The 17,391-nt window shown below is 61.7% G+C and carries 17 protein-coding genes; 3 read left to right on the forward strand and 14 right to left on the reverse strand.

The features are described from left to right. The first annotated feature begins 7 nt into the window (after positions 1-7). Complete coding sequence (locus HX613_RS01430) at positions 8-1,405, forward strand: MFS transporter (RefSeq protein WP_235343699.1); 1,398 nt, start codon at positions 8-10, stop codon at positions 1,403-1,405. A 43-nt stretch (positions 1,406-1,448) separates the two neighbouring features. Here HX613_RS01430 and HX613_RS01435 read toward each other — a convergent pair whose 3' ends face one another. Then, the gene (locus tag HX613_RS01435) at positions 1,449-2,258 is read right to left on the reverse strand and encodes an SDR family oxidoreductase (RefSeq protein WP_235343700.1); all 810 of its coding nucleotides are present in this window, start codon (positions 2,256-2,258) and stop codon (positions 1,449-1,451) included. 159 nt (positions 2,259-2,417) lie between these two features. Here HX613_RS01435 and HX613_RS01440 point away from each other — a divergent pair, with 159 nt between their 5' ends. Continuing rightward, positions 2,418-3,953 (forward strand): AMP-binding protein, encoded by a 1,536-nt coding sequence (locus HX613_RS01440; RefSeq protein ID WP_235343701.1) that lies wholly within the window; start codon positions 2,418-2,420, stop codon positions 3,951-3,953. A 15-nt stretch (positions 3,954-3,968) separates the two neighbouring features. Here HX613_RS01440 and HX613_RS01445 read toward each other — a convergent pair whose 3' ends face one another. The 9 genes from HX613_RS01445 to HX613_RS01485 all read right to left on the reverse strand — a co-directional run bounded on the left by HX613_RS01445 (position 3,969) and on the right by HX613_RS01485 (position 12,831). Further along, complete coding sequence (locus HX613_RS01445) at positions 3,969-4,142, reverse strand: nucleotidyl transferase AbiEii/AbiGii toxin family protein (protein ID WP_235343702.1); 174 nt, start codon at positions 4,140-4,142, stop codon at positions 3,969-3,971. 8 nt (positions 4,143-4,150) lie between these two features. Next, complete coding sequence (locus HX613_RS01450; RefSeq protein WP_235343703.1) at positions 4,151-4,678, reverse strand: type IV toxin-antitoxin system AbiEi family antitoxin domain-containing protein; 528 nt, start codon at positions 4,676-4,678, stop codon at positions 4,151-4,153. Positions 4,679-4,793: 115 nt separating this feature from the next. Further along, positions 4,794-5,504 (reverse strand): response regulator, encoded by a 711-nt coding sequence (locus HX613_RS01455; protein WP_235343704.1) that lies wholly within the window; start codon positions 5,502-5,504, stop codon positions 4,794-4,796. Next, entirely contained in the window at positions 5,491-7,173 is a 1,683-nt protein-coding gene (locus tag HX613_RS01460) for an ATP-binding protein (protein ID WP_235343705.1), read from the reverse strand. Before HX613_RS01460 ends, HX613_RS01455 begins: the two co-directional genes overlap by 14 nt. A 78-nt stretch (positions 7,174-7,251) precedes the next feature. Then, positions 7,252-8,229, reverse strand: a complete 978-nt coding sequence (locus HX613_RS01465; protein ID WP_235343706.1) for a LysR family transcriptional regulator — start codon at positions 8,227-8,229, stop codon at positions 7,252-7,254. A 9-nt stretch (positions 8,230-8,238) separates the two neighbouring features. Continuing rightward, complete coding sequence (locus HX613_RS01470) at positions 8,239-9,423, reverse strand: acyl-CoA dehydrogenase family protein (RefSeq protein ID WP_235343708.1); 1,185 nt, start codon at positions 9,421-9,423, stop codon at positions 8,239-8,241. 97 nt (positions 9,424-9,520) lie between these two features. Beyond that, entirely contained in the window at positions 9,521-10,642 is a 1,122-nt protein-coding gene (locus HX613_RS01475) for a CaiB/BaiF CoA transferase family protein (protein ID WP_235343710.1), read from the reverse strand. Continuing rightward, complete coding sequence (locus tag HX613_RS01480) at positions 10,643-12,016, reverse strand: MFS transporter (RefSeq protein ID WP_235343712.1); 1,374 nt, start codon at positions 12,014-12,016, stop codon at positions 10,643-10,645. It lies immediately after the preceding gene. 383 nt (positions 12,017-12,399) lie between these two features. Then, the gene (locus tag HX613_RS01485; RefSeq protein WP_235343714.1) at positions 12,400-12,831 is read right to left on the reverse strand and encodes a hypothetical protein; all 432 of its coding nucleotides are present in this window, start codon (positions 12,829-12,831) and stop codon (positions 12,400-12,402) included. Positions 12,832-12,994: 163 nt separating this feature from the next. Here HX613_RS01485 and HX613_RS01490 point away from each other — a divergent pair, with 163 nt between their 5' ends. Then, the gene (locus HX613_RS01490) at positions 12,995-14,374 is read left to right on the forward strand and encodes a cation:dicarboxylate symporter family transporter (protein ID WP_235343715.1); all 1,380 of its coding nucleotides are present in this window, start codon (positions 12,995-12,997) and stop codon (positions 14,372-14,374) included. Positions 14,375-14,563: 189 nt separating this feature from the next. Here the strand turns inward: HX613_RS01490 and HX613_RS01495 are convergent, their stop codons facing one another. From HX613_RS01495 to HX613_RS01510, 4 genes are all read right to left on the reverse strand, one after another. Beyond that, complete coding sequence (locus HX613_RS01495; protein WP_235343716.1) at positions 14,564-15,247, reverse strand: DUF3039 domain-containing protein; 684 nt, start codon at positions 15,245-15,247, stop codon at positions 14,564-14,566. 66 nt (positions 15,248-15,313) lie between these two features. After that, positions 15,314-15,613 (reverse strand): hypothetical protein, encoded by a 300-nt coding sequence (locus HX613_RS01500; protein ID WP_235343718.1) that lies wholly within the window; start codon positions 15,611-15,613, stop codon positions 15,314-15,316. Between the two features lie 73 nt (positions 15,614-15,686). Further along, complete coding sequence (locus HX613_RS01505; protein ID WP_235343719.1) at positions 15,687-16,097, reverse strand: helix-turn-helix domain-containing protein; 411 nt, start codon at positions 16,095-16,097, stop codon at positions 15,687-15,689. Between the two features lie 220 nt (positions 16,098-16,317). Next, entirely contained in the window at positions 16,318-17,382 is a 1,065-nt protein-coding gene (locus HX613_RS01510; protein WP_235343720.1) for a cupin domain-containing protein, read from the reverse strand. Positions 17,383-17,391 lie beyond the last annotated feature (9 nt).

A 17,391-nucleotide genomic window follows, 5' to 3' on the forward strand; every position in this document is an offset into this window, starting at 1 on the left:
AATCCTCATGCCAGTCAGTTCTTCAACAAGTACAGGCCAGAGCACAACTGAAGATCGAGCCGGAAAGCACGGGCGCCTGCGTGCGGCCGGACTCATCGGCTCATCGATCGAGTGGTACGACTTCTTCCTCTACGGCACCGCCGCCGCACTCGTCTTCCCGCACGTGTTCTTTCCGGACGCGGAGGGCATCAACGGCGTACTCCTGTCGTTCTCAACCTTTGCCACAGGCTTCATCGCCCGACCGGTCGGCGGGCTGCTCGCCGGCAACTACGGCGACAAGCTCGGCCGCAAACCCATGGTCGTCATCTCATTGCTGGCAATGGCGATCTTCACGTTTGCCATCGGGTGCCTGCCTTCGACAGCGAGCATCGGCCTCATCGCACCGATCCTGCTCGTGACGTGCCGGTTCCTCCAAGGCATCGCCTGTGGGGCACAGTGGGGTGGCCTTGCGCTGCTGCTCAGCGAATCGGCCGGGCCCAAGCATCGTGCCTTCTCGGGCTCCTTCATGCAGGTGGGAGTCCCCTGCGGAGCCCTGTTGGGCAATCTCGTCTTCGTCATCGTCTCAACTTCCATCAGCCATGAAGCCTTCATCTCGTGGGGATGGCGGGTCCCGTTCTGGGCCACAGCGCTCCTCGTGCCGGTCGTCATGTACATCCAGCTCAAGATCGAGGACTCCCCGGAGTTCGAAACGCTCAAGCGCGAAGTCTCGGCGGACAAGCCTGCTGTCGTGCGTGCACCTCTGTGGCAGGCCGTGAAGTCGCAGTGGAAGACGATCCTCCTTGCCTCCGGCACGCTGTCGGCCACGAACTGCGTCTTCTACATCACGATCGCCGGCGCCCTGTCATATGGGACGACGTACCTCGGCATGGACTACAACAGCATGCTCATTGCAGCCATGCTCTCCACCGTCGTCGCAATCCCGGTGACTCTGCTCGGCGGCAGGTTGGCCGACAGGATCGGACGTCGACCGGTCATCATCATCGGCGGCGTCGGGATTCTCATCTGGGCTTTCCCATACTTCGCTCTCATCAACGCAGCGAACATGGCCATGTTCACGATCGCGGTCAGCGTTGCCGCCGTGTTCCAGTCGCTCGTCTATGCTCCGGTCGCCTCGTATTTCGGCGAGCTGTTCGCACCGCAGATCCGCTTCTCCTCGGTGTCATTGGCCTATCAGCTCAATGCGATCATCGTGTCGGGATCGACGCCCATCGTGATGACCTGGCTGATCGCGAAGATGGACGGGTCGACCGTGGGCATCACCCTCTTCGTGTGTGCCATGGCGGTCCTCACTGTCGGATGCGCCATCGCGCTGAAGGAGACCAACTCCAAGGAAGTCAGGCAGTCGGCGACGGCTGTTCCGGGCGAACACCTGCATTCCAACAGCGTTGCCGGCTCCGCGGACTGAGAGTCAAAACCGTCTGGAGATTCAGGACCGCTCAATCGTTTCGTCAGCGCCCTGCAGCCGAGGTGCCCTGCAGCTTCGCCTGGTAGCGGCGCATGCCGCGCAACCACCTGTCGTAGTCCGACCCCTTCATGCGGTACATGTCGAGGACTTCGGGATGGGGCAGGATGAGGAAGGTCTCGGCCTCGATGGCGGCCATGACGGTGGTGGCGACGTCTGCCGGCTCGAGGACGTTGCCCGCCTCGGCGACTGCTCGCTGTCCGGTCAGCGCGTCCCCGGTGATCGCCTTGAGATCCTCGCCCCACAGGATCTTCGTGTTCACACCCATGGGGGCGAGCACGGACACGCGCAGCCCCTCGGCGCCATAGGTCACGGACAGCCATTCGGCGAAGGCGAGCGCGGCGTGCTTGGTCACCGAGTATCCTGCCTGTCCGATCTGGGTGAGCAGTCCCGCCGCCGAGGCGGTGGCGACGAAATATCCTTCCCCGCGCCCTGTCCACTCGGGGACGAGTCGTTCGGCAGCGCGAATGTGGGCCCGCAGATTGACGTCGATGACTCGGTCCCAGTCGTCCTCGCCGCCCAGGCCGGTGGCTCCGGTGATCCCGGCATTGGCGAAGTAGAGATCGACCTGCCCCAGTTCGCTCTCGGCGGCGGCGAGCAGCCCGGTCACGCCCTCTGCCGAGGACACATCCCCCGTCCAACGCGGTTGCCCCAGCGCTCCCGCGGTGTCGGCGACCTCCTCGGCGAGGTCGGCGAGGAGCACCCGCGCCCCGCGTTCATGCAGGGCCGCTGCGATCGCGGCACCGATCCCTCCGGCCGCGCCGGTAACTACTGCGTTCCGTCCTTTGAGCTCCATCGACTTCCCCCTTCAGCACAATGCCCCACCTCATTGTGTGCAGGGCCACATCCATCTATAGTTGAACCCGCACTCAGTTTCAAGTAAACAGAGCGGCGATGATGGGCGCCGGACCCAGCACGGGTCCACTCCTGCACCGTCGTGACCCGAAGGAGTCTCATGGCCGCGACCCTGCGCACGTCAATCATCGATCTGCTCATCCCCTGGGCGCAGACGATCCCGGACTCCATTGCAGTGCGCACTCCCCCTGGCCCGGACCGGGTCTCGCTGTCCCAGCTGCGCTTCCTCGGCGAGATCGAAGCCGCACGCGATCGCTGCCGTGCCTCCGGGCTTCGCCCGGGTGATCGGACGGTGCTCATCGCCCCATCGTGCCCGGAGTTCCTCATCGAATTCCTCGGCGCCCACGCCGCCGGACTCGCGACCGTCGCCGTCAATCCGCTCTCGACGGCCCGGGAGCTGGACTACATCCTCGAGGACTCGGACGCACGTCGGCTTGTGGCCCACCCAGCCATGGCCGAGGCCGGACGAAGCGCTGCGAGCGGCCGCGACATCGACTTCGACACCCTGCCGCTGGTCGGCAACGAGGGGCCGAGCCTTCGGCTGAGAGAGGACGGCGTCGCCGAATTCGATCGTGTCGAATTCGGCTGGGACGACCTGGCTGCCCTGCTCTACACCTCCGGCACCACCGGCAAGCCGAAGGGTGCCATGCTGTCCCTGGGTAATTTCATCGCCACCACGGACATCGTCAAGGAGATGACTCAGACCTCCCCTGATGACCGGTCGGCCACCGGCCTGCCGCTGTTCCACGTCTTCGGGCTCGCCGACATGGCCCTGCCCGCGCTGAGTGCCGGTGCCCCTCTCACGCTTTTCCCGCGGTGGGATCCGCAGGCCTTCGTCGACGCCCTGGCGAAGGACGAGGTCTCCATCATCTCCGGTGTGCCCACCATGTGGATGTCGGTGCTCACGAACGCCGATGGGGCCGCGACACCGAACCTGCGACTCGTCAGCTCCGGCGGTGCGGCGATCGCCGGAGAGGTGATCCGCAAGGTCGAAGCGCGATTCTCTGCCCCTGTGGCAGAGGGATACGGACTGACGGAGACGGCCGGGCTGGGCACGTTCAATCCGCTGTTCGGGACGCGGAAGGTCGGAAGCGTCGGCCTGCCCACTCCTGGGTTCGAAGTCAAGGTCATCGACCTGGACGGATCACGCCTTCCTGCAGGTAAGGTCGGCGAAGTCGCCCTCCGCGGCCCGGCAGTCATGCTCGGGTATTGGAATAAGCCCGAGGCCACCGCCGAGGTGCTCGATGACGAGGGCTGGTTCCGCACGGGAGATCTGGGCAAATTGGATGATGACGGGTATCTGTTCATCGTCGACCGGATCAAGGACCTCATCATCCACGGCGGCTACAACGTCTACCCGCGTGAGGTCGAAGAGGTCCTCTACGAGATTCCGGGAGTCGCTCAGGCCAGCGTGGTCGGCACCCCCGATGAGAAATACGGGCAGCAGGTCACCGCTGTCATCGCCCTATCCCCCGGAGCTCAGCTCGACGCTGAAGAAGTGGAGAGATTCGCCAGGGAGAATCTGGCCGCGTACAAGATTCCGCGGATCATCGAATTCGTCGAGGAGCTGCCCAAGGGGCCCAGCGGCAAGATCCTCAAGCGCGAGATCGTGGCCATGTATACGAAGAGTCCGTGACGGCAGGGGCAGCCACTACTGTGCGCGACGGAAGCTAAATGTGCGCACACAGAATTCTCGCACGGAGTCCAGCTCAGGCTCTGCGGCCCATAGCAGCTGCAGATCCACCAGGTCATGGGCGCGGGAGTAGTCGGGGTCCGTCAACGCGCGGATCTTCTGCGCAAAGTTCAGTGGTGTCGCGGTGTTCATGCAGCGTCCTACTGACCTGTCAGATTCGCGACGTCGTGGTTGTCGATCAACTCGCGCTGACGTGCCTGTTCGACCAGCGTTTTCCACCGCTCCGATGGCATCCTGTCATGCACGTCGACGAGAGCACGACGAACAGTGGTCGCGGGGATGCCTTCGTAATGCGTCAGGTCCTCGTCAGGGACATCCATCCGCGTCTCGAGGCCAACCCACTCGGGAAGGGTCCTGCGCACTCGGCGACGGGTCGCCACCCGGATGCGGTGCGGATTGAACTGTCCCAGACCCAGCAGATCGAACACAGTCTCCCGCTCAAGGAATGCTCCGTCACCGGCCAGCGCCGCCGCCACCGCCGGCTCGGTCAGGTCTGTCGTGGGCACACTACGGTGGATGTACACGCCCTGGCCATACGCCTGCAGTGCGCCGCGGTGGGCAAGTTTGCGCACCTCGACAGCGGGCACCCCCGCGTCCTCAGCCTCGGTGATCGTGACGACACCGTGCTGTTCTGCAGCGATCTCCCACAGATCGTGTCGGTAGCCCATGACTCCGCCTCTCGCCCTATGTCAAAAGCGTACCAGTTCCGGTACAGTTTTGACATTCTCGGGAGATCGATTCGTCGTGAACAACTCCTTCGGCGCACTCAGAGGGGCCTCAACCTCAAACCCACCGATACTCATACTCCGGGCGCCCTGGAGTCCCATACCGCGGCTGCTTGACTGCCTGCTTCGTCTTCACCAGATGCTCCAGATAACGGCGCACCGTCACCCGAGAGAGCTCCAAGGTCGTTGCCACCTCGGTGGCCGACACAGCAGAGTCAGCATCCCGCACGACACGGGAGATCGCCGTCAGCGTCTCCTCGATCAACCCCTTGGGCAAGCGGCCCGATGAGACAGAGCGCAGGGCGCTGAGCGCATTGTCCACCGAGGCCTGCGTGGCCAAGGAACCGGCGCCCGAACCGTCAAGGTTGAGGCGGAAATCCCGCTGGTTCTCCAGCTTCTCGCGGAAGATGGTGAAGGTGAACGGTTTGATCAGATACTGCGTCACCCCGCTCGAGATCGCGGACCGAATAACCTGCAGGTGGCGCACCGCAGTGATCGCGATAATGTCGGCACCATAGCCCTTCGCGTTCATGCGCTTGGCCACGTCGAGCCCGTGCGAATCGGTGAGGTTCATATCCAGCAGCACAATGTCGACCGGCTCTCCACTCACTCCGAAAGACTCGAACTTCTCAAGCGCATCGTGGCCGGACAGGCAGGTGCCGGCGACAACGAATCCGGGCACCCGGCGCACGAAGTCGGCATGGGCCTCCGCAGTCATCGGGTCGTCTTCGACGATGAGCACACGCAGGTCGCGTTCAACGGCCATCATCGCCTCCTCCCCGTTCGTTCCCGGCATCGCTGCTACCCTCGTCGAGGCTATCGGCAGTCAGCGGCAATGTCACCGTGAAGATCGCTCCCCCGTCGGATTCGACCTCGAGATCTCCGCCGAGTCTCGTCACAGCCTGGCGCACCAGCACCAGTCCGAACCCGCGCCCACCGGATCCAGCCGGAGCAGCCTTCGCAGAGGTGCCGAGATGGAAGATCGCGTCGATCTCCTCCGTATCGATCCCCGACCCCGAGTCCGCAACCGTGATGATGAGCTCCCCGTCGGCGGCAACGAAGTCCGCCCACACATGCCGCTCCTCAGAGTTCGCTGCAGCATCGAAGGCATTGTCGAGGAGGTTGCCGGCCACGGTGACCAGGTCGCGGGCGTCCAGGCTGCTCGGCGGCAGCTCACCGACAGCGGTGACGGTCAGTTCGATGCCGCGTTCGTGGGCCTGGGCGGCTTTGCCGATCATCAGCGCGGTGATGAAGGGCTCATCAAGGGAATCGACGAACGAATCGGTCAGCCGCTGCGACTCCTGCTGATCCCGAACCGCGAAGTCCAAGGCCTCCCGCGAACGCCCCAGTTCAATCAACGTCGCCACGGTATGCAGACGGTTCGAATGCTCGTGAGTCTGGGCCCGTAGAGCCTCGGACAGGGTCCGCATCGTCTCGAGCTCACCGGTGAGTTCCTGAATGTCTGTGCGATCGCGCAGGGTTGCCACCGTTCCCCCAGAACTGGAGCTGGAACCGAGCGCACCCCGATCGGGCTGGCTCGCCTGCTTCTGGTTGACCACGAGCACCCGGTCCCGAGTCAGGTGGATCTCATCGACGGCATCCCGACCCGACGACAACAACGATGACACGGACGAGGGCAGGGCCACCTCGGCGAGGGGAATGGGGGTGCGCTCATCGGGCTCGGGCAGCCCCAGCAGCTCGGCGGCCTCATCGTTGTAGAGGACCAGCTGCCCATCATCGTCGACGAGGATGAGGCCCTCGCGCAACGAATGCAGCGCGGAGTCGTAGAACGCGAACAGGGACTTGAGCTGTTCGGGCCCGTAGCCGAGGGTGACTCGGCGCAGGTAGCGGCTGAGTATCCAGGAGCCCAGCCCACCGAGGCCGATCGCGGCGAGGCCGACGATGATGATCTGCGGCAGTGCGGCAGCCCGGGCCACCGACAGGGTCTTCAGCGTCACTCCGACCGCGACCATGGCTGTGACTTCACCCGATGAGTCGGTGACGGGCACGATCGCGCGCACCGACTCACCCAGGGTTCCTTCGTACTCCTCGACCTGACTTTGACCGGTCAGGGCCTGGTCGATGCTGCCGATATAGTCCTTGCCCAGCTGCTTGGGGTCCGGGTGCGTGTAGCGGGTGCGATCGCGGTCCATGATCGTCACGAAGTCGACCTCGGCGGTGTCGATGACGGTCAACGCATAGGGCTGGAGCTTCGCCGAGGCATCAGAATCACCTGCGGCCTCCACCGAGGAGATGACGAAGGGGTCATGGGCCAAGGTCTCGGCGATGGAGAGCACCCGCTCCGAGGTCGCCTGCCGGGCAGAGCCCAGCGTCGAGACGTAGCTGGTGATGGACAGTGCGGTGCAGACGATGACGATGAGCGCCAGCTGGAGGAAGAAGAGCCTGCGCGCCAACGGCATCAGCTTCATGCTGCTCATGAGTCGTCCATTAGGCTCTTCACTCCTGTTCTCTTCAGCGGGTCAGGCGACCGCGCTGCAGACACAATCTATGCGAGCCTACCCTCGGGTTGCCAGATCTCGGATCGCTGCCGCATATGACCCGTGCTTGGCGAACCCGTTCTCTGTCGCATCGGTCCAGCCTTTCAATGACTGTTGGCACGATTCCATGAGCTGGTGGGCGGCTTGGCTCAGTCCGGACCGTCGGAAGACGAAGCCGAAGGGGCTTTCGATGAGGGGGTCCGTGTCGAAGATCGTCGCGCCCTGCCGATATGCAGTGAGTGCCATGCGCAGCGGGAGAAATGTGAACATGTCTCCGCTGAGCACGAATGCCAATTGGGTAGAGCGGTTTGGGCAGATGGCCTGTGGGGCGAATTTCGCTCCACATTCTTCGAACACTTTTGCCACTGCGGTGTTCTCTCGGTTTGCCATATGCGAGACTGCAATGGGAATCTCTGGGAGCTCTGAAATGCTGACGACGTCCTTCTCAGAGACATCAGCCAAGGAATGGCCCGAATTCGGTGGTGCTACGAGCAGGAGTCTCTGCGTCCCAATCGTCAAGGAAGATAGCTGTGGGTGTTGGGCTATCGGCAATGAAGTGAACCCGAGTTCCGAATGCCCGGTTTCCACGGCAGTCGCCAGGCCCGCAGCACTATCAGCCTCTGAGATGGAGTATTGGAGTTCAGGATTGCTGCGCATGAAGGCCGATGCCCACGAGACGAGCGCGTCACTGGAGAGCTCTGGCATCGTGGTGATGGTGAGGATCCCCGTTTTAGCGTCCTGGATCTCTCTCGCGTGATCCGTCACGGCCAAGACGCCCCGCAGCGCCTTGCGTGCATCGGAGACCAATGCCAGTCCGGCCGGAGACGGAGTCAGTCTCCGGCCTGTCCTCACGAACAGATCTACTTTGAGTTCTCGTTCGAGAACCCTCAGCACTTGAGAGATGGTCGGCTGTGCGACGTGCAGTGCCTCTGCAGCTCGGCTGACTCCGCCGTGGTCGACGACAGCGACGAAATACTCAAGGTGCCTGAGTTCCATCCTTCAATTCTATTTCACTCGGTATGAGTCAGGCAGGGTCTCATCCTTCGCCATCTGTTTGATCATCGCTCGACCGAGGTTTCTGCGATGGATTGGCGACGATCCTTCGTAGATCCTCAGGCCTCGAACGTCTCGCCACATTCGTGGAACAGGGTGGGGGCCGACGATTCCCTCGCCACCGAGCAGTTGAACGCATTCGTCGGCGACTCGGCTGGCCATTTCTGTGCAGTACAGTTTTGCGGCCGAGATCCGATGCCGGGCGATGATGCCTTCGTCGAAGGTGCGGGCACTTTCCAAGGTCAGAGCTCGGCCGGCTTCGAGCTGCGCGAAACACTCGCCCAGTGTGTTCTGCACGACGCCGAGGTCCGCCAGCGGAGCCCCGAACTGAGCGCGTTGGCTGACATGGGCAACGGCTTCTTCCAGCATCCGTGTGGCTTGCGCGACAGCGGTCGCTGCCACGTGCATTCGGGCGTGATTGATTCCCCGCAGCGCCATTTTCATTCCGGTTCCTTCGGCGTCTCCGACCAGCGCGCCGACAGGTACCGCGACCTCATTGAGTTCGATTTCCGCAACTGGGCCGGTTTCATGACCGTTCATCATGTCGGCGGCCCGCGTTGTCACTCCCTCGCTCAACCGGTCAACGATGAAGCAGCTGGGGTCCTCCGCCTCGTCCGTGTTCGCGAAGATGAATAGCTGGTCTGCCCAGGCGGCATTGGTGATGTATCGCTTACCGCCGTTCAGCACCCACCCGTCAGCGGTCTTCCGCGCGTGAGTGCCCAGCGCCTTGGCATCCGAGCCTGCCTCCGGTTCGGTCAATCCGAATGCGGTGACCGTGTCGCCCCCGGCCATCGCCGGCAGCCACTTCTCCCGCTGTTCTTGTGTTCCGAATTCGTTGAGCCCCTGTGAGCAGAGGCCGATGACGGTGGAGAATCGCGAACGGTACACGGCCGATGCTCGGGTGAATTCCAGGGTCAGCTTGACCTGTTCTTCCATGGACCAAGCCAGACCACCGAGTTCTCGAGGGATGGAGATTCCGAAGAGTCCCAAGGATTTCATGTCCTCGACGATCCGTTCGGGTACGGCCCCGGTCCGAACCATTTCGGCCTCGCCGGGGATGAGCACCTCGCCTGTGAATGCGGCGACTCGTTCCAGATACTCCGAGAAGTTCAGTTCTTTGATAGCTGGGTCAATCATTTCTAACTCTTTCTATAACGGTCGGGAGGGGCTGTGGAACAGCGTTTGAGGGCCTGACAAGCAGGCCTATTGGTGCGAGCGTGTTTGTGGGAGTGCGTCAGTTCGTCACGCGGATGCCTGCACCGACGGGCGGGGCGCCCTGGGTCGAGTCGCCACGCTCGCCATTGAAGACAACGGGAAGGGTCGGTAGCAGCAGCCGCTCTCCAGCCGATGATTCGACCTCAGACAGCATCCCGCTTGCCTGCAGATCCGGATCCTCGCGGATCTCGTCCAGGGTCCTGATCAGTCCGCATACGATCCCCGACTCACGGAGCATGTCCACCGCGGCGACCGCGCTCATGCCGCTCAAGGCATTGGTGATTGCTTCGAGCAAGGCTGGTCGGTTCTCTACTCGGCATCTGTTCGTGGCAAACTTGTCATCGCCGAGGAGATCTTCTCGGCCGATGGCCTTACACAGGGCCGTCCATTTCGCATCCGTGTATGCGGAGAGGACGAAGCTTGACCCGTTCACGGTGATGACTTCGGCAGCGGGGGCAGCATGCGGTTGGCCATTGCCTTTGCGAGTCGGCGCTTGCCCCGTCATTGCGTACTCGGCCCATTGCGCGCCCTGGGCGTGAACGGTGGCTTCCATCAGAGAGGTCTCAACCAAAGAGCCGTGCCCGTCACGGTCACGAGCGACGACTGCGGCGAGCACTCCGCTGGTCAATGCGTGGGATGCGAGTACGTCGGCGACGGCGAAGCCGACTCGTTGAGGCTCTCCGTCGGCTTCGCCGGTCAGGCCCAACACCCCGAATTCGGCCTGGGCCATAATGTCCAAACCTGGGCTTCCGGCGTGTGGGCCCAACCGCCCGAAACCGGAGACCACTCCGCAGATGAGCTGAGGGAAACGCTGCGAGAGTGTCGACCAATCAACTCCCAGTTTCACTGCGGTTCGAGGCAGGAAGTTGTGGATGACCACATCGGCGGTGGCGGCCATGTCGTAGAAGGTCGCTCGACCTTCTTCAGTGCTGAGGTCAAGCGCGCAACTGGTCTTTCCGCGGTTGCAAGCTTCGACCATCGTGTCTCCGAAGAGCCCGATGTTGCGGGCCTGCTCACCATGTAGTGGTTCGATCTTAATGACCTGGGCCCCCATGTCTGCGAAGTTCTGACCTGCGAGTGGAGCAGAAATATACTGTCCGAGGTCGAGAATCGTCAGACCCTGCAGTGGCTGCGTACTCATTCAGTTCTCCTTGCGGCTTGCGTATTTAGCGCTCGCAGCCAACAGCTTGCGACGCGATTTCTCTGGATCTAGGAGACTTCCGCCCAGGAGTGCACAGACGATAATGGCGACCCCGACGACGCGGAACGCCAGACCGTATCCTGCTTCGACGCTCGAGGCGCTGTCGACCAGAAGTCCGATCACGTAGGGGGCCGAGATTCCCGCGATGCTGTAGAAGCCGATGATGCACCCGAAAAAGGGAACTCGCTGCTTGGCAGGCAGGAAGTCCGCTGCACCGGCGAACGCAATCGAGAAGGCCACGCTGTTGATCGAGAAGGCGGCGACGACGAAGATACTTTGGATGAGTCCCGAATCGATGGAGCTGAAGATGATGAAGCTGACACCAGCGAAGATCAGGGCGAATGCGGTGAGGTAGCTGCGGGCGAACTTCGAGGAGAAGCCTCGTTTGATCAGCCATCCGGACAGCGCGCCCGAAGAGATGAGGACAACGACGGCGAAGGCGTAGGGCAGAGTCACCAGTGTGCCCGTGAGTTCCTGGGAGTACCCCAAACCTTCGTGCATGAAAACAGGTAGCCAGGAGGTCTTGGCGGAGGTGATGATGTAACCGCCGAAGCTCAGTATTCCCAGCCCCCAGAACGAACTCAACCGGAAGTAATAGTAGAACGGAACCGTGATGTCCCCATTTGGGTCGGCTCGGCCGCTGGTATCTTCGAGGCGGATGCGTTCACCGGCAGGCAGATTGGAATTGAACATCTGCATTTTTCCCCGGTTGACGAACCACCAGATACCGACCCAGATGAGTCCGATCGCGATGAGGACCATGAACGCAGCGTGCCAGTGATATTTGACGACGATCCAGGTCAGAATCGGCGCGCTGAGCAATGGGCCCAATGATGATCCCGCGTTGACGATGGCACCGGCCAGTGCGCGCTTCTCTGCAGGGAATCTCAGTGCGACGATTCCTTGACACAACGCGTGCGCGGGCCCCTCGAAAAAGCCCAGGACCATTCGGGAGAGGAACAGAACCAAAAAGCTGGTTTCCATGGTCAATGGGATCATCGTGGCAACCCAGGCGAGCATCAGTATGGGCGCTGCCCACAAGAGGTTGATCCACTTGAAGAGTGCGGCAATGCCGACGGCACCGGCGGCGAAGAGCCAGAAGAAGCCGCTGCTGAGAAGCCCGTACTCCGAGTCACCTATCCCCAGGTCTGTTTTGATCTGGGTAGCACTGAAACCAATCGAGGCTTTGTCTGCGAAGTTCAGGGTGAAGAACACCAGGAGCAGCGCGACAATGACCCAATCCCGCCGGGTCGGGGTGATGCCGACGGACGGTTTTATGCCGGTCGGAATTTCTGAAACCTGTGTTTTGTGCATGGACTCATCTCCGTTGACGATTGTTGTTTCAGAATCTCAACTTCGATGAATGCGAACAAGACGAAACCATTGCTAGAAGCTATAGGCCGTACCTATATCAGTGGACTACGGAGTGACCGCAACCCAGACTTGAGCCAGCAGCATGGGTGCGTTCCTTGACGAATGCCCGCGGCCGCGCCTGGCCGGGGCCACGACGCCGGCGTAGGTCTGTGGTCGCGACGGCAGCGTTCGTCCGCGTCGTCACATTGCTCGTAGCCGACGTTGCGGGGCAATCGAGGGCGATGAGCGCCAGCTGCATGCGGAAGAGCCGCCGGGCCAGGGTGCAACTGCGTTGCTTGCGCCCTGGCCCAGCGGCTCTCGGTGACTCATGGCCTCGATGAGAACTACTTCTTGAGCTTCTTCTTTTTCTTGTCCCCGGTCGTGAACATCAGTGCCAGTCCGATCGCGGCCAGCCAGGTGTCCTTGGCCACGGGGATGCCGTCTTCGGAGGGGCGAATGCCGTCGTCTTGGGTCATGGAGTCGATGGAGAAGTAGTTCGCAACGAGCCCGGCGGAGAACGTCGTCAGAGCGGCTCCGGCGATGCGGGTGGGCACGAAGGGCAGCAGCAGTGCGGCACCGACGGCGATCTCACCGTAGGACAGGAACTTCCCAAACTGGGCCGGCGTCATCTCTTCAACGAACGGGACACCATTGGCAGCCATCTGCTGCAGGCCGGCGGCGGATTCCTCATCGAGGCCGAGCTTGCCGATGCCGGAGTTGAGGATGAACGCACCGGGAACGGCGCGCAGAAGTGCTGTATCGAGTCTCATGAGCATTCCCTTCGTTTCGTCATGTCGTACAGCCCCACAATAGTCGACGATGTGATCGCGGCCATGAACACTATGAACGCAACCGAGACAGCCGTCACAGTCTCTGGAATGCTCATGGAGAAATTCTTCGCGACCCGATGTCGCGAGCACCACCACTCAAGGAGGAGACATGGCAACGTTGCCATCAGACAACACCGTCGCCGAGGCGGGTCCCACCCCACCGCAGCGTAAGAAGGACCGCACGCACTGGCTCTACATCATGGTCATCATCGCCGTGTTCGCCGGCGCAGCCATCGGACTCATCGCCCCCGAAGCCGGTAAGGCACTCGAGCCGCTGGGCACGGCCTTCATCGCACTCATCAAGATGATCATCGCCCCGATCATCTTCTGCACCATCGTCTTAGGCGTTGGCTCCGTGGCCAAGGCGGCCACCGTCGGCAAGGTCGGCGGCATCGCTTTGATCTACTTCCTCATCATGGCCACCTTCGCCCTGGTCATCGGCCTCGTCGTCGGCAACCTCATCCACCCGGGTGAGGGTCTCAAGCTCGAACCCTACGAGGCGGCTGCCGGCGGGGAATCCAACGGGACCGTTGACTTCCTCATGAGTCTCATCCCCGGTGACATCGCGGTGCTGCCGACCCTGGTGCTCGCACTCCTCGTCGGATTCGCCCTGCAGTCCATGGGCAAGGCCGGCGAACCCGTTCTCAAGGGCATCGGCCACATCCAGGCCGTCGTCTTCAAGCTCATGATGATGATCATGTGGGCCGCTCCCGTCGGCGCCTTCGGTGCCATCGCCGCAGTCGTCGGCAAGACCGGTTGGGCCGCGATCGGTGCGATGGCGACTCTCATGGGTGCCTTCTACCTCACCTGTGCCCTGTTCATCGTCATCGTCTTAGGCTCCATCCTCAAGATCGTCACCGGCCTCAACATCTTCCTGCTGCTGAAGTACCTGGCCCGTGAGTTCCTGCTCATCTTCTCCACCTCGTCCTCGGAGTCGGCTCTGCCGCGTCTGATCGCGAAGATGGAACACGCTGGAGTCTCGAAGCCCGTCGTGGGCATCACCGTGCCCACCGGGTATTCGTTCAACCTCGACGGCACCGCCATCTACCTGACCATGGCCTCCCTGTTCGTCTCCACGGCCATGGGCATGCCGATGGGCCTGGGCGAGCAGATCTCGCTGCTGGTGTTCATGATCATCGCCTCGAAGGGCGCCGCCGGAGTCTCCGGCGCGGGACTGGCAACACTGGCCGCGGGCCTGCAATCACACCGTCCCGAACTCCTCGACGGCATGGGCGTCATCGTCGGCATCGACAAGTTCATGTCCGAGTGCCGTGCCCTGACGAACTTCACCGGCAACGCCGTGGCCACTCTGCTCATCGGCAAGTGGACCCACGAGATCGACATCGACCAGGCACGTGCAGCCCTGAATGGCTCCAGCCCGTTCGACGAGCTCTCGCTTGAGCCTGATGTTCACGGTTCGGCTGCATCGACCGAGACCGGTCCCGGAGCGGTACCAGAGGAACGGGAGAGGGTCTCCTCCAACGCCTGATCCATTCGCCGAGGCGGCCGCGCCCTGAGCACGTCACCGTAGCTATCCCACGGGTGCCGACATTCCCCTCAATCGGGGAAGACCGGCACCCGTGGGATTTCGTCTCCTCTTACTGAGGAAACGGGAAACAAACGATTACATCGCCATCTGATTGTCTACCCTTGGCTATCCAGCTAAAGCTTCCCGAGATCAGCTGTTGCCACCCACTTCCAAATCACCGTAGGCGTCAGCGCATACAGGACAGACGTCGAGACCGTCAGGATTCGTCGTTGGAACGAACCACACTCCACACAAGCCTCTCACTGCGTCCCCGTCGACCGACGCGCCCACAATCTCATGTTTCCTCGCGTAATGCGCCCGAACCGCCAGACGGAAGTTGGACTCTGCGATCGAGTCGGGCAACTCACCCAATTCCACTGCGCTTACTGCCGTACCGATGACCTCTCTCGCCACAAATGTTGACCAAAACAGTTCGCTCCCCGAGCCAGGCAGCAGTCTCCACTTCTCGACAACCGGCTCCACTATCTCCCGAATCGAGCTGACTGCGTCTTCGACGAGGTACGGTTTCGACACATCTTGCGAAGAGACGTGCAACGTAAGTTCGATCAGCTCTTCATCTTCGAATTCCTCACGGTCGACATCAAATTCCAAGTGGAGCAGCGGGACTTTGACTGCGCTTGGAGACGGGGCAGGAACGTGGAGGGGAACCGTTCTCGCCTCACGGTAGGCACGCTCAATACAGATCAGCGCAGAAAGCTGGATCTGACTGTGCCAGGCTTCCATACGCGCGATTTTCGCTTCAATATTCTGGAGCCGACGGTCGTGTTCGTCCGGAAGGAAGTGACGCGCCCCGTCTGTCGCAATTCGACGCATGAATGAACGATAGAAATCTCGATCGTCGCCGGCAGCGCGCAATCCGCCTGCACAGAGCCAAGCCTCCTACTCTCCAACCATGTTTGTGTCGGTGGCAGCACCTCGCCAGCGAGAGACCTTCTGCTTCCACCAATGTGGTTCTGTAAGGCCGCTGATACTTTCCCTGCGAACCTCGGCACCAGCAAACGCGAACGACGCTTTGAAGCTGCGGACAAGAGGGTGGTCCGCCATCCCGACACTGGGCAACGATTCCAACAGAATGGCGATCTCGCTGTCCTTGTCGCCGGTGCGCACGGCATCCCACAGTGCCTGGTATTTGCGATGTTGAGCAACATCGCCCCAGTCCTCAGTCAGGTCTTCGCACAAGCAACGTAAGGTTACACGACGTATATAGTCCACATTGTCACAGTATCGCTAGCCCCTGACGTAGAGATTTATCTCATCCCATCTCGTCAAGAGCACGCGCGCGATTTTCCCGTCGTCGCGCTGCAGCGTGAGCCGCACTCTTCCGAACGTTCTCAGTCTTCTCGACAAAGGCGCGGAGATCAGCCATCGAGATGCGCCGATCACGTTTCCCCACGACGGTAAAAGGTATCGCTCCCGAATCCAACACCTTATAGAGGTGAGCGCGGCTGACGCCGAGGATTTTTGCGGCGGCCGAAGTCGTCACAGCGTCGTCGGGAGAGGCCATCACGAGGTCGTTGCCCGAGCGTAAAGTTCTAGCGAACGCTTCGAGAGCTTCGCGGACGGTGTCGTTTTTCAACGAACTGGCGAACGCGTCGATTTCCGCGAGCGTCTCTTCAGGAGTCGCCGAAGACGGGACGGTAAGGGTAGACATGATCTCCGCCATTTGTTTAGTCACAAAATTATTAGTCAGTTGAAGTACACGCTGAATCCGTCAGCCTAAAACTATATGTCACAAGTGTCACACGTCGAGGATCATGGGTCAACTCAGTCGCGAATGATCACTGGGGTTGCCCCTCCTGACCGGATCCCCTCACCCAGGCAGCCCTGCACTGACCGCGTCACCGTGGCAACACCGCTCAGCGCCACAATGCCTATCAGTCAGTTCAGGACGCTGGCGGCGGGCCGACCACGACGAGGTCGAGTTCTGCCTGCGCCTTCTCGAATCCCGCTGCCGGGAAGTGGGGTGATCCGCCTTCGACGTAGACGTATTCCTCGGTGGGGTCGTTCATGTATTCGAAGAACGGCTCAAACACCGGGGGCGTGAGCAGGCCGAGCATGTGCGTGTTGTTCGCTGCGAGGGAGAAGCTGTGGATCGTGCCCGCCGGCGCATGGAGGAAGTCGCCAGGGGTGAGGATCACCTCTTCGCCGTTGGCATGGAGCTTGACCCGACCGCCGAGGCAGAGGAAGTTCTCCGAATGCTCCTGGTGAAAATGCAGCGGAATATAGGGTGCCTTGGCGCCCCTCGTGTCCATCGCGAAGAACCTGCCGCCGGTATTGCGGGCCCGAACGGGATAGGCGTTCACCTGCTCGAAAGTCTCGAACCGATCACCGTGGCCGGCCGCATTGACGAAGGGCACCTCACCGTCGGGCAGATGATTGCCCGGACGATCGACGTCAGCACCGTGGTGAGCGGATTCGCCGCCGCCATGGATCGTGACCCCATATCCATCGACGAGTTCACTGCGAAGCAGTTCGGAGACCGCCAAGGCGGGCCGCCTGGAGAAGATGTGCGATCCCGTCGATTCCCCGACCTCGCTGGCCAGGCGGTGAAGCCATTCCTCGGTTGAGTAGAAGAAGAGCGAGTTGATCGTGGCCCCACCTTTCAGTGAGAAAGCGACTCCGGCTGGAATCGATGCCGAGTCCCCGCCGATGAGGCAGTGATCGCGTCCCTCGAAAGTCAGAGTCACCTCGCCCTCGATGATATGGACGAACGAGTGCCCCGGACCCGACAGGACCGGTGAGCCCGAACCACCCGGAAGGGCAATCCGGTACAGCGAGAACTCCCCACCGGTGTCCATGTGCCGCGCCATCGTAGTCACATGCCAATCGCCGAGGTGGTGGCGCAGGCCCTCGCCCGAGGACAGTACGAATGGAGCGAGCTCCCCGGGAAGCTCGTCGTGGAGAAGGGCAGTCCTTTGGACTCTCTCCCAATCGAATGAGGTAGTCATTGTCGGCCT

It is taken from the genome of Brevibacterium sp. UCMA 11754, assembly GCF_021532275.1.
Lineage (GTDB): Bacteria > Actinomycetota > Actinomycetes > Actinomycetales > Brevibacteriaceae > Brevibacterium.